This is a genomic window from Halosolutus amylolyticus (assembly GCF_023566055.1).
GTDB classification, from domain to species: domain Archaea; phylum Halobacteriota; class Halobacteria; order Halobacteriales; family Natrialbaceae; genus Halosolutus; species Halosolutus amylolyticus.
This window is the reverse complement of sequence record NZ_JALIQP010000003.1, coordinates 492392-507496: the sequence shown is the minus strand read 5'-3', so window position 1 is coordinate 507496 and position 15105 is coordinate 492392. Positions and strand designations below refer to the sequence as shown.

The 15105-nt window shown below is 65.7% G+C and carries 12 protein-coding genes; 7 read left to right on the top strand and 5 right to left on the bottom strand.

What is annotated here, in order from left to right; genetic code table 11:
• Positions 1 to 188 precede the first annotated feature (188 nt).
• Positions 189 to 1826, top strand: a complete 1638-nt coding sequence (locus MUN73_RS14950; protein ID WP_250141298.1) for a flippase — start codon at positions 189 to 191, stop codon at positions 1824 to 1826.
• A gap of 62 nt (positions 1827 to 1888) precedes the next feature.
• Here MUN73_RS14950 and MUN73_RS14945 read toward each other — a convergent pair whose 3' ends face one another.
• The 3 genes from MUN73_RS14945 to MUN73_RS14935 form a co-directional block, all read right to left on the bottom strand.
• Entirely contained in the window at positions 1889 to 3076 is a 1188-nt protein-coding gene (locus tag MUN73_RS14945) for a sensor histidine kinase (protein WP_250141297.1), read from the bottom strand.
• 202 nt (positions 3077 to 3278) lie between these two features.
• Positions 3279 to 4337 (bottom strand): glycosyltransferase family 2 protein, encoded by a 1059-nt coding sequence (locus MUN73_RS14940; protein WP_250141296.1) that lies wholly within the window; start codon positions 4335 to 4337, stop codon positions 3279 to 3281.
• 73 nt (positions 4338 to 4410) lie between these two features.
• Positions 4411 to 5676 (bottom strand): polysaccharide deacetylase family protein, encoded by a 1266-nt coding sequence (locus MUN73_RS14935; RefSeq protein ID WP_250141295.1) that lies wholly within the window; start codon positions 5674 to 5676, stop codon positions 4411 to 4413.
• Between the two features lie 207 nt (positions 5677 to 5883).
• On the opposite strand from MUN73_RS14935, the gene MUN73_RS14930 reads away from it, so the two are divergent.
• Both MUN73_RS14930 and MUN73_RS14925 read left to right on the top strand, forming a co-directional pair.
• The gene (locus MUN73_RS14930) at positions 5884 to 6951 is read left to right on the top strand and encodes a glycosyltransferase family 2 protein (RefSeq protein ID WP_250141294.1); all 1068 of its coding nucleotides are present in this window, start codon (positions 5884 to 5886) and stop codon (positions 6949 to 6951) included.
• A gap of 182 nt (positions 6952 to 7133) precedes the next feature.
• Positions 7134 to 8309, top strand: a complete 1176-nt coding sequence (locus MUN73_RS14925) for a PKD domain-containing protein (protein WP_250141293.1) — start codon at positions 7134 to 7136, stop codon at positions 8307 to 8309.
• 196 nt (positions 8310 to 8505) lie between these two features.
• Here MUN73_RS14925 and MUN73_RS14920 read toward each other — a convergent pair whose 3' ends face one another.
• Entirely contained in the window at positions 8506 to 9837 is a 1332-nt protein-coding gene (locus tag MUN73_RS14920) for a polysaccharide deacetylase family protein (protein WP_250141292.1), read from the bottom strand.
• A 229-nt stretch (positions 9838 to 10066) separates the two neighbouring features.
• Here MUN73_RS14920 and MUN73_RS14915 point away from each other — a divergent pair, with 229 nt between their 5' ends.
• Together MUN73_RS14915 and MUN73_RS14910 are read left to right on the top strand one after the other, a co-directional pair.
• Positions 10067 to 11761 (top strand): asparagine synthetase B family protein, encoded by a 1695-nt coding sequence (locus MUN73_RS14915; RefSeq protein ID WP_250141291.1) that lies wholly within the window; start codon positions 10067 to 10069, stop codon positions 11759 to 11761.
• Between the two features lie 146 nt (positions 11762 to 11907).
• Entirely contained in the window at positions 11908 to 12441 is a 534-nt protein-coding gene (locus MUN73_RS14910) for a hypothetical protein (protein ID WP_250141290.1), read from the top strand.
• Between the two features lie 16 nt (positions 12442 to 12457).
• Here the strand turns inward: MUN73_RS14910 and MUN73_RS14905 are convergent, their stop codons facing one another.
• On the bottom strand, positions 12458 to 13048 hold the full coding sequence (locus tag MUN73_RS14905) for a DUF7344 domain-containing protein (RefSeq protein WP_250141289.1): 591 nt from the start codon (positions 13046 to 13048) through the stop codon (positions 12458 to 12460).
• 390 nt (positions 13049 to 13438) lie between these two features.
• On the opposite strand from MUN73_RS14905, the gene MUN73_RS14900 reads away from it, so the two are divergent.
• Both MUN73_RS14900 and MUN73_RS14895 read left to right on the top strand, forming a co-directional pair.
• On the top strand, positions 13439 to 14428 hold the full coding sequence (locus MUN73_RS14900) for a DUF1616 domain-containing protein (protein WP_250141288.1): 990 nt from the start codon (positions 13439 to 13441) through the stop codon (positions 14426 to 14428).
• Between the two features lie 496 nt (positions 14429 to 14924).
• The gene (locus tag MUN73_RS14895; RefSeq protein ID WP_250141287.1) at positions 14925 to 15104 is read left to right on the top strand and encodes a hypothetical protein; all 180 of its coding nucleotides are present in this window, start codon (positions 14925 to 14927) and stop codon (positions 15102 to 15104) included.
• Position 15105: the final 1 nt, after the last annotated feature.

The window sequence follows — 15105 nt, the reverse complement described above, 5'->3', positions numbered from 1 at the left end:
GCTTCGGCCCTCCCTCCCGCAAAGTCCGAGCCACCGCGGCACGGATTCGCCGTCACTGGCCGTTTAACCCCCGTATAATAACGCCACGCTGTCGCCCTCCTTCCGATAACCGTGAGTACGTCGGATGCCGGACGAACGTCGGCGTGGAGAACGCCTCGCCGGTCGGTGGATCGATCCGGGGTGATGCCGTGAACAGGAGTATCACGAGCGGCGTGGTCTCGGTCGTCAGCGCGAAGCTCGTCGTCCTCGTCGTGACGACGCTCTCCACGCCGCTCCTGTACCGGTTTCTCGGTGCATCGGCGTTCGGCGAGTACGCGTTCTTGCTCTCCGTGTTCGCGATCTACATGATCTTCGTCAGTTCCGGGATCACGGACGGCGTCCGGAAGTTCCTCGCCGAGGATCGCGGCGAGGCGAACTGGAGCGAACACGTCGTCGGCTTCTACTTCCGGCTGGCGGTTCTGCTCGCCGCCGTCGGGGCGCTCGTACTCGTCCTCGCGACCCGGTTCGGGCTCGTCGCCCGCGCGTTCGGGGCCGAACTGGCGCCGTACTTCTACGTCCTCGCCGTGCTCGTGATCTCGGCGCAGTTTCGCGACTACGCCCGGAAGACGCTCATGGGCTTCGGGCTCGAGCGGTACTCGGAGCCGCTGAAGATCCTCGACAAACTCGGCTTCGTCGCGATCGCGATCCCGTTGACCTACGCCGGGGTCGGCGTCGTGGGTGCGCTCGCGGGCCACCTGGTCGCGAGCCTGCTCGTGACGGTCGCCGGTCTGGCGCTCGTCCACCGCCGGATCTCGCTGTCGTGCGTGTTCAGCCGCCCGCCGAACCGGTTTCCGCGACGGAAGATGCTCACGTTCAACTCGCTGAACATCGCGCTCGTCTTCCTGCTGATGTCGCTGTACCACATCGACATCGTGATGCTCCAGCGCTTCAGCGAGAGTTCGGCCGTGGGGAACTACCGGGCGGCGCTCACGCTCGCCGAGTTCCTCTGGTTCGTCCCGCTGGCGATCCAGACGGTGTTCGTCCACTCCACGTCGGAACTGTGGTCACAGAACCGCCACCGAGAGATTTCGAAACTGGCCTCGCGGACGACGCGGTACACGTTCCTGCTGACGGCCGTCATGGCGGTTGGACTCGCGGCCCTTGCGGACGTCGCCGTCCCGATCTACTTCGGCGAGGAGGCCGTCCCGGCGATCGAGCCCCTCCTGCTGTTGCTCCCGGGCGCGCTCGGCTTCGCGCTCGCCCGGCCGATCCTCGCGGTCTCGCAGGGCAACGGGGCCCTCAGGTACCCGATCCTTGCCACCGGCAGCGCAGCCGTCATCAACGTCGTGCTCAACGTCGCGCTCATCCCCCGATACGGGATGCACGGTGCGGCCGTCGCGACCAGCGTGGGGTACGGATCGATGTTCGTCTTCCACTGCTGGACCGCGCGCCTCGTCGGCTTCGACCCCCTCGCGGACGCGCGCCTCGGGCGGGTGGCGCTGGCGACTGCCTTCGCGGCCGTCCCCATCGTCGCCCTCTCGACGGCGATCGCGAACCCGTGGGTCGCGCTCGCACTCGTCCCCCCGATCGGGTTCGTCGTCTTCCTCGGGTTCGCACTGCTCGTCGGCGCGCTGGATCCGGCGGAACCGTTCGAGGTCCTGGCGTCGTTTCCGGACCCGATCGGGACGAAAGCGGACGCGATCCACCGGCGGCTCGAGGGCGTAGGTCGCGACGGCTCCGCCCGCGACTGGGTCCAGAGCCTGCTGGTTCTGGCCGGCCTGTCGCTGCTCGTCTCGGGGCTCGCCCTCGGCGTCCTGGGTCCTGATCTCCAGTACGTGCTTTCTTGACTTCCCCGCGCTGAAGGGCGAGGCTTTCGCGTCGATTTTTTCGTAACGATCGGCGCGATCGATCAGGTCGACACCGAATCGGTCGCCGTCGACCGATCGTCCGTTCCGGCGGTTGCTTCCGGTAACGTGAACGCGAACGTCGTCCCCGCACCCGGCTCCGAATCGATCCAGATCTCGCCGCCGTGGCGCTCGACGATCCGCTTGCAGATCGCGAGTCCGATCCCCGTCCCCGAGTGTTCTTCCTGCGTGTGGAGACGCTGGAAGACCTCGAAGACCCGATCCTGGTCCGCCGGATCGATCCCGATGCCGCGATCGCGAACCGAGACGACCCACTCGGTGGCCTCCCGTTCGGCGGACACGTCGATCCGCGGCGGACCCTCGCCGCTGTACTCGATCGCGTTCGAGAGCAGGTTCTGGAAAAGCTGGCGCAACTGGGTCTCGTCGCCCTGAACGCGGGGCAACTCGTCGGTTTCGATCGTCGCGTCGGTCTCCTCGATCCGGAGTTCGAGATCCTGGCGCACGTCCGCGAGCACCGCGTCGAGATCGACGGGTTCGAGCGGTTCGCCGCGCGTATCCACGCGCGAGTACTCGAGCAGGCCGTCGATCATCTCGCGCATGCGCTCCGTCCCGTCGATGGCGTACTCGATGAACTCCTCGCCGTCGTCGTCGAGGTCGTCGCCGTACCGCCGCTCGATGAGTCGCACGTAACTCGACACCATCCGGAGGGGTTCCTGCAGGTCGTGAGAGGCGGCGTAGGCGAACCCCTCGAGGCGTTCGTTCGATTCTTCGAGTTGCCGTTGCGTGCGTTCCAGCAGCCGGTTTTGCCGTTCGGCTCGATAGGCGTTCGTCTTCGCCTGCGAGGCGTACCACCCCACGCCGTATCCGGCGACGGCGCTGAACCCCGTGAGGATGAGGACCGATCGGACGGGATTCGAGAGGCCCGGTCCGGGCTGGAAGTTGTAGAGCCCGAGAATGGCGAGTATCGCTCCGATGCCGAGGAGACACCACCTGGCGATGACGGGATAAAATTTCGGGTGGACGTCGGTGCGGGGCAGTCGGTAGCCGCCGACGAAGAGGACGAGTCCGGACCCGCCGATGAAGCCGGTGACGATGAGGCTGTTCGACAGGGACATCTCCGGGGACGTCGGTGCGACTGCCCAACCCACAGCGAGTACGAGGTACATCGCGCCGAGAGCGAGAATCAGTCGTCGCCCGCCAGTGACGGGTGCGAAGCGGTCCCCGCTGTCCATTAGCATACCTGGCTCGGGGTCGATTATAGCCCTTTCGTGACGAACCGAGGATATTTCAGTTCGGTCATCGGTCCAGTCGACCCGATCGGCCGGACTCGCCGATCGATCGGGCTCGATTACGCATACGGTTTACTGTAAGTCATTTCCGGCGCAACCGCCGCCCGGATCGCGGTTGCGGCGGTAAATCGTACAGCAATCCGTATCAGTGGATCTGCGCCTCGAGGTGTTCGCTCTCGGCCATGTCGAACACCATCGCGAACAGCAGGAACGCGACGCCGGCGAGAAACAGCAACAGGCTCGTCGAGCCCTGGACGACCGGCGCGCCGATCGCCGAAAGCGCGGTCCCGACCGTCAAGAGTGTGCCGAGCACGCCGATCGCGGCCGTCCCGGCCCCGACGAGGTAAAACAGCGCGAGCGGGTGGAAATCCAGGACGAGGTACTTCGTCTTCTGCCGCCACAGGAAGTTCCCCAGGAGCATCAGCGAGACCTTCGGGATGTACTCCGCGTAGGCGATGCTCGACTCCTCCTCGCCGTAGACGGCCGGCATCGCCACGTCGGCGACGCGCATCCCGCGGACGTTCAGTTTCACCAGCAGGTCGTTGCAGTAGCCGTAGTACTCGTAGAGGTTCTCGACCTCGATCGCGGCGAGCGCGTCGTGTGAGATCGCGGTGTAGCCGTTCTGGGGGTCCATTGTCTTCCAGTAGCCGGACGCGATCTTCGTCAGGACCGAGAGGATCGCGTTCCCGACGAACCGGAAGCGCGGCATCGCCGTCCGGTACTCCGCCGAGAGGAGTCGGTTCCCCTTCGCGTAGTCGGCCTGTCCCTCGACGATCGGGTCGAGCAGTCGCGGCATCTGCGAGAGGTCCATCTGGCCGTCCGCATCGACGGTGACCGTCGCGTCCACGCCGTCGGCGAGCGCGGCGAGATACCCGGTCTTGATCGCGCCGCCCGCACCGCGGTTCTCCCGGTGCTGGATCGGGACGACGCGACCGATCGCGTCGTGGACCGTCGCCCGCGCCGCGAGGGCGGACGCGCCGCCGTCGGCCACGAGCTGGCCCACGTTCTCGGCGTCGTCTACCGCCGTCGAATCTGCATCGTCGCGTGCCGCCTCGCGGATCTCGTCCCACGTGCTGTCGGTCGATCGATCGTCGATCGCGTAGATTCGATCGACGTACGCTGGCATCTCGTGGATCACGTCGCCGACGAAGCCCGCCTCGTTGTAGGCGGGCAACACGACGCCGACGGTTGCGCCCCGGTACATCAGCCGCCCCCCGTCGTGACCCGCTGTTCGACGGCGACGCTCCCGGCAACGGGGTCGTCCGTCTCAGCCACGGTCATGCGTCCTCCAGCAGCTCCGTCGCGGTGACGACCTCGACGTCGGCGGCGTCGACGTGCGCGAGCAGGTCCGCGAACGCACCCTCGCTGATCCCCTCCGGGCCGACGTGCTCGAAGTGGAGGACCGCGAGCTGGCCGTACTCGGCGGCGAAGTCGACGTACGTCCTGGTCTCTTCGCCGGCGTCGCCGGAGAAGAACCCGAGGTTGTGCGGGTCCGTAAGCGGCAGGCCGTTCGGGCCGCCGCCGAACCGGAACGCCGCCTCGTGGTACTCCCGCACGAGGTCGATCGACTCCGTCCCGAGCACGTTTCGCGGGGTGACGAAGCACTTCGCGCCCGCCTCGTAGCCCCGGTTCTCGAGGAACGCTTTCGTCCGCCGGATCATTCCTTCCTGTTCCTCGGGCGTGTACTCGTGGAGGAACTGCGCGCCGGTTCGCGGCCGGGCCACCATATCCCAGCCGGCGTTCGACAGCGCGTCGAGTTGGTCGATCGCGAGCCGGCCCCCTTCGCCGACGGCTTCGGGGATGACGGCCTCGACGCCCGGGAACCCGTACTCGTCCATGTGTTCGCGGGCGGTCGCGTAGTGACTCTCGAGTGTTCCGTCGAACAGCAACACGACCTTCCCCGTCCCCGGTCGATCGACCGCCCGGAGGTCGTCGACCCGACACTCGATCGGGCCGGACCGGTCGCCGCGACGGCGGGCGGCCAGCCGGATTTCCCGAACGTCGGCGAGGTCGGGCTGGGTGTCGATCCCGCCCGTACCGAAGTCGACGCGAACCCAGCGATCGGCCGGACCCGTGAGCGTGCGACGCAGGGTGTGGACGTTGCGCGAGTTCGGCGCGAACAGTTCGAGCGTGAGGTGAAGCTGGTCGCGGCCGGTGAACGAGACCGCGAGCGAGAGGCTCTTGCCGCGCAGGTCCAGCCCGTCGGTCTGCGCCGTGTAGATGGCCGCGTAATCGGTCTCCGCGTCGGCCGTCAGGCGCGCCGACTGTGACCCCCCGTACGGATCGTCCGTCGCGGCCTCGAGTTCCCCGGCGTCGATCATCGACGTCCACCCGTCGAGGTCCTCGAAGTCAGCGATCGACTCTCCGGGCAGGGCCGGCAGGTCGGTCCCCGCGGATCCGTCCCCATCCCCCGGAGACTCCGTGGCCGTCGGCTCCTCGCCCTCGCCGCGCCACTCGCGCACGCTCGAGAGGCACCCGGCCAGTCCGAGCGTTCCGGTCGCTGCAACCGTGGTTACGAACGATCGTCGGTTTCGGTTCGTCATCGACCGCGAGGACGAATCGATCGCCCTTTCTTATACAGCTCTTAGCCGGTCGACGGGCCGGATCGCCGAGCCGATCGACGCGGATTGCCACGCGATCGATCGACCCCCGGAAGTCGAAGACTGGAGCGACCCGGACGCTGAAAACGGCGCCGAGACCGGGGTTTAGCGACGCGATAATAATCCGGTCCGGTCGGCAACCGCCTGCAAATGACTCGCATCAGCGTGGTTATCCCGACGTACGATAGAGCGACGACGCTCCCCCGCGCGATCGACAGCGCGCTCGACCAGACGATCGACGACATCGAGGTGGTCGTCGTCGACGACGGCTCGACCGACGAGACCGGGTCCGTGCTGGCGAGCTACGAGGACCCGCGGGTCCGGCCGGTCGTCCACGCGACCAACCAGGGGGCGAACGTCGCCCGGAATACGGGCATCGAACACGCCCGCGGGGAGTACGTCGCCTTCCTCGACTCGGACGACGAGTGGCACCCCGAGAAGCTCGAGCGGCAACTCGCGGCCCTCTCGGATCGATCGGACGACTGGGTCGGCGCCTACTGCGACGCGACGTTCGACCTCACGGGAACGAGCGGCCGGATCCGATCGGCCGCCGCGGCCGTGCTCGCCCGCGGGGACGAGGACCCCGTCCGGGAAGGCGGCGAAGAACTGGTCGGCGAGATCCTCGCGGACAACGTCCAGCCGGGTGCGGGGTCGACGCTGCTGGTCCGGACGAGCGTCGCCAGGGAGGCCGGCGGCTTCGACGAGACGCTCGATCGGTTCCAGGACCCGGAGTTCTGCCTGCGCGTGCTCGAACGCGGCAAGCTCGCCTACGTCGACGAGCCGCTGGTGCGCCGCGAAGAGACCGGCCACCCGCCCGCGGACGTGATCCGGAACGCCAGCCAGCAGTACCTCGCGGCCTACGAGGACGAGGTCGACCGCTTCGAGGCGGCGGGCTACGAGATCCGATCGACGCACGAACTGCTCGTCGGGAAACGGTACCTCGCCGAGGGGCGACTCCTGCGGGGCGCGTGGCACCTCCGGCGGGCCGCCGCCTCGCCGCGACACGTCCCCGGCCTCTGCTGGGCCGCCGGAACCGGGATTCGGCGGCGGCCGATACCGATCGTCGCGACGGTCCTGCTCGCGGGACTCGCCGCGTCGGTCGGCCAGCGGCGGATCGCCAGCGGTGCGATCGATCTCGACGGGGCCCGGGACGGCACGGACGAGCCACGGGACGAGAGCGACGACGAGGCGCGAGTTGCGGGCGGCGACGAGTCGTAACCTCGAACCGGAGGCGGTAGATTCTGATACGGCGGCGGGATCTACCAGCAGGTGAAACGATCGAAATCCAACCGTTCTGGGCGCGGAACGCTCGAGAAGGGACGTTTCGGAACCGAAACGTAGAGAATGCGATCGTTATCGGGACTGTAGTAAACAGACCCGAATTCCTCCACCGGGATGGAATGGAACGCGATAGCCTTTCACGACGGACCGCATTGACGCTCACAGCAAGTTCTGCGCTCACGACCGTCGGCGTCGCCCGGACGGACGACGGGGCGGCGGCGGACGACGACAGCGTGTCTCGCGACTCGTTCGTCGTTCGCGAGGGGACCGACCAGGAGACGACAGTGTACGTCACGACCGCGGACGCGGAGGGCCCCACGGTCGTCGTCGTCGGCGGCCTCCACGGGAACGAGGTCGCGGGGTACGTGGCGGCCGGCGAAATCGCCGACTGGCCGATCGACGCCGGTCGACTCGTCACGATCCCCGAGGCGAACGCCGTCGCGATCGATCGGGGGACCAGGACCGACGACGAGGGCGTCGACCTCAACCGGCAGTTCCCCGAGGGCAGCGAGCCGGCGATGGACCTCGCACGGGCGATCTGGGGCGTCGTTACCGAGTACGACGCCGACGTGGTGGTCGACCTCCACGAGTCGACCGGGATCTACGCGGGCGATCCCGTCGACGGCGTCGGACAGGCGATCTTCCGATCGGACGGCGGGACGGCCGCCGAAACCGCCGTGGACGCCGTCGAGTACGTAAACCGCAACTACGTGGACGACCCCGACCGCGCGTTCCAGACGGGGCGCTTCTCGAGTCCCAGCACGGAGCCGAACGGCCTCCTCGTTCACAAGGCGGCCCGCGACCTGGACGCCGAGTCGTACCTCGTGGAAACGCTCTCGACCGACGTCGATCTCGAGACCCGCGTCCAGTGGCACTCGGCGATTGCCGGCCGACTCGTCGGCGACCACCTGTTCTCGGACGGGACGCCCGACGGCATCGACGCAGCCGACGACGTCGACGAGGATCCGGACGAATCCGAGGATTCCGCCGGAGAGCGTCCGGACGGCGCCGACCGCGAGCCACCGATCGCGAGGATCAACACTGTTCCCGCGTGGGCGCCCGAACTGGACCTCGAACCGGGCCAGACGGTTACGCTCGACGGGTCGTGCTCGTGTGCGCCGGACGGTGACCTCGTCTGCTACGAGTGGCGAATCGGGCAGGACGGAACGTTCGACGAAACGGGCGAGACGATCGACGTGACGATCGGCGCGACCGGCGACCATCCGATCGTCTTGCGGGTCACCGACGACGCGGGGCTGACCGACACGGCGGAGCTCACGCTCTCGACCGACTGATTCTCTCGATCGTCCTGCCCGCTCTCGATCGCCCCTTTCTCGCGTTCGGCACCGATCGCGATCGATTACGCGGCGATCCGGCCGGGGACGCCGTCCGTGGACGTGCCGCGAGACGCCGTGTCCGGCGAGACCGTCTCTGGAGTCGCTGGTCGGGGGTACAGGTGGAGCCGGAACGGGCGACGACGATCGCGGAGAATCAGTGGTTTTCAGTCCGCATCGTCCAGAGGTCGTCGAACGTGACGACCTCGACGTCGGCCTCGTCGATGTGTTCGAGTAGCGCCTCGTAGTCGTCTTCCGGCATCGTGTTGTTGGCCTCGAAGGTGTGGAAGTTCAGGATCGTACACTGGTTGTTGGCCGCGGCGAGGTCGACACACCGCTTCGAGATGTCGAGGTTGTGGCCGATCGTTCGCGGGAGCACCAGCGGGTCGAACCCGTAGACGTTCGTGGTGTTGACGTTGCCGGCCTGGTTGAACCCGCCGCAGTGGTGGTAGCTCGTCTTGTGCTCGAGGCTCGTCCTGTCGAAGCTGTTGTGGGGGTAGACGATGTAGTTCGCGCCCTCGAACTCGTTGTCGATGAACCACTGCTTGTCCTGGCGCAGCCGGGCGTCGATCGCGTCGTCGTCGTCGAGTTCGGCGATCGGGTTGTGGGTGCCGTGGACGACGATCTGATCGCCCTCGTCCTGACGCTCTTTGAGTTCCGAGATCGACATGGTGCCGTCTCGACCCTGTTCGACCCACCGCGGAATCGGCGCCTGGACCGTCCGGAAGCCGAACTCGTCGTGAAGCGGCGCGGCCGTCTCGTAGTAGTCGCGGGTCCCGTCGTCCCAGGTCAACATGACGTAGCCCGACTCCGGCCGCTCGTGGGTCCGCAGGTCGTCGATCCAGACCTCCGCCTCCGGCATGGAGTGAAGCACCTGGATCTCGAGCCGATCGAGGTGATCCATTGCGGGTTCGTATTCGCTCTGCTGGAAGACCCCGGGGCTCGATCGGAACCAGCCGACGTCGGGCGTCCGGTACGTGATCTCCCGGAGCGAGTGGACGCGCTCGCTGCCGAACTGGTCGACGATCCGCAGGTTGATCGTCAGGTTCTGGGGTGTCGTCGTCCGGACCGCGAACGACAGGTCCGTCGCCGTCAGGTCTTCGCCCGAGAGGTCGCGCTGTGCGACGACGTTCTCACTGCCGTTCGACTGGAGTCTGAGGCTCTGGTCGCCGTCGAAGACGACCTCCTCGTCGGCCTCGCCCGACCCCTGGACGACGTCCCAGGCGTCGACGTTGCTGAAGTCGTCCAGCGACGTCCCCGGCTGGCGAAACCGCTCTCGACTGTCGTACTCGGTTTCGAGCGGCGGAACGCCCTCCGTGACCGCGGACGCCGTGGAACCGTCCGAGCCGGTCCCGTTCTCGTCCGAGGAGTCGTCACCGATGCGGTCGGTCGCCGACTGGAGCCGATCGGTACAGCCGGCCATCCCGGTGATACCGGCCGCACCCGACAGTGCGAGGAACCGTCGTCGCGTCGTACGTTGCGCTGTCATAGCGGGCCGAAGCTACTGACAGCGACCCTATTATTATAGATCCAATAGTCGGGGCTCCGGTCTTCAGTCGCCGATATCGACACCCTGTCCGATCGGCCTCGCGAACGCCGCTGTGGCGCTTAACGGTGCCATAGTAATGGCGAACTCGTGTCTCCTGGTGACCGAGAGGCGTACGTGAGGCCACGCCGACGCCACACCTCGATCGTACGCCACCCCGAGGTGCGTATCGATGAACAGGGAACTCTTCGGCGTATTTGGCGGTATCGAGACGTTCGAGCGGTTCAGAGCCAGTGACGAGTTCGACGAGGTACTCATCGGATCGACCGTCACGGTCGGGATCCGGGACGCCGACCTCGGGACCCCGGGCTGGAGCGCCCGGCACGTGGGTACCGACGGCTACTGTGTCATCTGGGGCGAGGTGTACGTCCCCAACGACGAGTCGAACGCCGCCCGCTGGCTCCTCGAGCAGTACGAACGGGACGGACGGGACGCGCTGTCCTCGCTCAACGGGTCGTACCTGGCCGTCCTCGACCACGAGGACGCGGGTGAGGCGTTCGTCGCCACGGATCCGGTCCGGTCGCGGGAGTGTTTCCACACCGACGACCCCGGGGTTCGCGTCTTCGGAACCGACGCCGCGGAGGTCACCGAAACGATCGACGAACCGATCCTCGACCGGGACGGCATCCTCGAGTACCTCCATCTGGGGGTCGCACTCGGGGAGAAAACCGCCGTCGCGCAACTCGATCGGCTCCCGCTGGACAGTCGGCTCACGCCGACGGCGGTCGATCCGCTCGATCGATTCGTCTACCAGCCCGGGGAGTTCGATTACGTGGGCGAACTCGCCGATCGGCTCGAGCGGGCGCTAGAGCGGCGATCGGTGCTCCCCGGGCGAAAGGGGCTGCTCCTCTCGGCGGGGTACGACTCGCGGATCATCCTCTCGCAGATCGACGCGATCGAGAGCTGTTACACGGTCGGTGCGCCGGACGCACAGGAGGTTCGCGGCGCGAAACGCGTCGCCACGCAGTACGACGCGAACCACACCGCGTTTCCGCCCGACGAGCAGTATCTCCGGCCCGGCGAGTCGAAGATCCGCTACTCGCAGGGGATCAAGGAGTCCTTGCACATCCACCACGCCGGCTATACCGGCGAGATTGACGTCGACACGATGTACCACGGCCTCCTCTGTGACACGTTCTTCCGCGGCCACTTCACCGCACAGGACACCGTCGACGTCCTCGGGAAGCGCGTCCCGACCGGACGACTCGATCCCGACCCGGACCCCGTGGAGTCGCTCCTCGAGAAGTTCGGGTACGACCGCGAGGCGAGCCTCGAACTCGCCGAGCGCACGTCGTTCGACGTCGATCCCGAAGCGTTCGTCAGGGACGCGATCGCGGACGAGTTCGAATCGAGACGATCCCGCGCGGACCGGGAGCAGAACGGGCTCACCTGCTGTGGCATCGCCAACCAGCCGTCCGTGCCGTTCCACGGCCACCTGTCGGATCACTTCCTGACGTCGTTTCTGGCGACGGATCGCGAACTGATCGACTGGCACCTCCGGACGCCCCCGGAACACCGGACGACGGAGACGTTCCTCCGGGCGTGCGAGCGAATCGACGGCGAGATTCTCCGCCATCGGCCGCCCGACCGGCCACACGACGCGACGCTGCTCAACGAGATCGAGGGGTTCGTCCGTCGAAAAACGCCGTTCCTCTCGTCGTTCGAACCGCCGTGGCCCGATCGCGAGCGGCTGTTCGACCGCCACGACTTCGATCGGCGGCTGCTGGCGGACGCAGAGCACGTTCACAGTCTCCCGGCCAGACACAAACTCAGGCTCACCGACCTGCGCGGGTGGCTCGATCGCTGGCAGGAGTCTCGGGAGCCACCACTGCCGTGGCTCGACCCGCCCGAATCCCCGGTCGCGTAACCTCGGGGACGGCGGCGGCGTTTTCACGGTTTGGTACAGTTGTATTCCGTAGATACCCGTTGAAAGAGGGTCTAACAACGATTTATATCGTTCAGGAACGCTAAACCGTGAGTATACTTATATACCGCGAACAGTTACCGCGGAATATGCGTCTGACGCCGTCGTGGTTTCGCTCTTCCCCCGACGCTCCCTCCGAGGAGCGTGACGAAGATGCCGATACTACCGCAGGAGTGACGATCTATCATACCACGGGGAGCGAGTTTTCCGGGGAGGGTGTCGGAGAGAGCGATCGGGTCGGGGAGTTCCTTCCGGAGTCCAACGACAGCCTGCTGGCGATCGTAGAGGGGATGCAGACGCCCGTCACCGTCGACGAGGTCACCGACGAACTGATCGGCCCTGCACGGCCGTCGATCGAGATGTGGGCCGCCGTCCACGAGCGACTCCACCGGGAGCGGTTGCCGGCACTCGACGCCAGCGGGGACATCGAGTTCGACGAGGCACAGGGCCTCGTCGAACGACCCGCACAGCGCGGCGAGCGCAACCTGCTCTCGCTGACCGCCCTGGGAGCGATCTCGATCGCGTTCCTGGTCGTGCTCGTCGCGCTCGTCTCGACGTCGGTTCTTACTGCAGTGCTAGTCACACTCGTCACGACGGCTGCCGTCTGGTTCGTTCCGGGGTAGTGGTTGCGAGCGATCGTCAGTTGATGTTCCAGCCGATCGTGAGCACCGTATAGAGGATCAGGATCAGCGCACTGAGCCCGATCCCGGAGAGGAACGAGGTGAACGGAAGTTCCATCACCGCGCCCAGCAGGACGACGTAGCCGACGACGGTCGCGCCGATGTAGTAATCGCCCCAGTGGGCCCCGTCGGTTCCGGGTTCCGCCGCCGATTCGTCGGCGGGTTCCAGTTCGAGGTACGTATCGACCTGATCTGCGAGCGGCTTTCGCTCGACGATGCCGCGGTTCTGCTGGTAGTCGATGACACCCGCTTCGTCGAGTTTCGTGAGATGAGACTGGTAGAGCGGGATGTAGACGCGCTGGCGCTGGGTCGACGTGAGCTCTTCGACGGTCGTATCGTGTTCCCACGCGGCGACCTGTTCAGCGACATCGCGCATGCGGACGGGGCCGTCCGTCCCGCGAAGGTACCGGAGGACCATCCGACGCCGCTCGTTTTGCAGAAGGTGAAAGATTTCGTCTTTCGAAAAGGCTGGCTCTTCAGAGGGGGCGTCAGCTGCGTCATCCGAGGCCTGCTCACCCTGTTCTTCTGAGCTGATATGTGTCGCGTTCATCGCACCAGTCTTCCCTAATCAGAAGTGGGTAATAAAGGATTGAAACCGTGTATCCGTGAACGATATACTTTAGCCAGTTTCACAGCGTCAGACAACTCTTTGTGCGATTTTTAAACCCCAGAATATCGGTCCAGAAGCCCTGATAGTCACGATATAGATACAGACTTCGATCTTTGTTATTCTCCCATGCTTGACGAAAATTTCGGAAGCTAAATCTGAATTTTCGACCGTTCTGATTTCTGGGACGGTTCAGAACCGGCGAAAGTTACTTATGCTGAACCAGTATCGAGATTGTGATACGTGGCCGTCAGACGACCGTCACACCGGCCCCGTCGATCGGGGCTTATTCGGGCGATAATAAACCCCCTCTGGCCCCCAGATACCGACGACATGAGCGACTCCAACTGGTGGTTTGCCGATCAGGCGATCGTCATCGCGGTCACCGGCGCGCTCTCCCTGGGCATATTTTCGGGACTCGGCGGCGGTGTACGAATCGCGCTCGCGATTCCGCTCGTCCTCTTTCTACCCGGGTATGCGCTCGTCTCCGCGTTGTTTCCGGACAGACCGACCGACGACTACCAGTCGTTCGACGAGGAGAAGACCGGCCTCGGCAACCCCCTGCTGGTCGACGGGGGACTCGAGGCGATCGAACGGATCGTCCTGTCAATAACCTTTAGCCTCGCGCTCGTATCGGCGATTGCCCTTTTCACGAGTGCAACCCCTGGGGGTTTGACCGCCAGTCCAGTACTTTCCGCCCTTTCAGTTCTCACCGTCGTCCTCGCACTACTCGCGATCGGTGCTCGCTATCGGTGTGCACCGGATCGGCGATTCGTCCCGTCGGTCTCCACCGCGACGCTGCTTTTCACTCGATCGCGGCCCTCACTCTACAGCGGCCGGAATCATCGACCGTACAACGCCGCCATCGTGATCAGTCTGGTCCTGCTGGTCGCGAGTGCCGGGTTCGCGGTCGCGAACCCGCCACAGCACGACGGGTTCACGGAGTTTTCGATCGACACCGAGGAGCTGTCCGGCGAGACAGAGACGATGTACGAGTCGACCTACACGGCCGGTGAGACCGAGGAACTGGCGGCGACGATCACGAACCGCGAACACGAGGATCGGACCTACACGACCGTCCTGTTGCTTCAGCGGGTGAGCTACGAGGACGGCGACGTCACCGTCCAGGAGTCGACCGAACTCGATCGGGCCACGGCGACGGTTCCCGACGGCGAGACGCACCGCCAGAGCCTCGAGGTGACCCCGACGACGTCGGACGGGGAGTTCCGGCTAGCGTTGCTCCTGTACGACGGCGAGCCGTCAGGTGAGCCGTCTGCTGACGAGGCGTATCGCGTCGTTCACCTCCCGATCGAAGTCGAATAGCGTCGCCCTGACGACGCCTCACTGGCGTCTCCTGTACGCCCCGGGAACGAACCCTTCCGGACATCGGCTTCGACCTACGCGGCGGCCCTCGTGATCGGTCGTCTTCGATCCGGCGCAAGAGGATCGAAGACGACCCGCAGGCTGTTCTCTGGCCGCTCACCTCGACGCCAACGGGACTCGCAACGGACTCCTAGATCGCGTCGATGGTTCTTCTCTGGGACCGAATATCTCCTCACGGGCGAACCGAAGCCGCAGACGTCGTCCGATTCGTACTGGTGCTGGCTGCCGTCGGTCTTATAGTAACCACTGAAACAATTTACACACTGATCGCTAAGCCGTCCTGCGATCGGGTGTGCACTGACCGAAAGCGGCTACTATCGCTGTCGAGTGGCGTCCCGTTCGCCAGCGACGTCTGGTGGGACGGACACACCTGTGGGCCGATCGTCGACTATCCGGACAACAAATTATTTCTGGCTGTCATACGGAACCCAGAACTATGGAGGCAAAAAACGACACCTGGGTCGTCTTTCTGATCCTCGGAATGACTCTCCTCGTCTTTGGAATCCTCTTTCTGGAGGGGACCGCTTGGTACGTCACGTATCCTGTCTTTGCCGCCGCTCTCCTCCTCTCGGGGCTCGCACTGGTACAGGCCACCTCGAGTTCACCGTCGGGGTGAG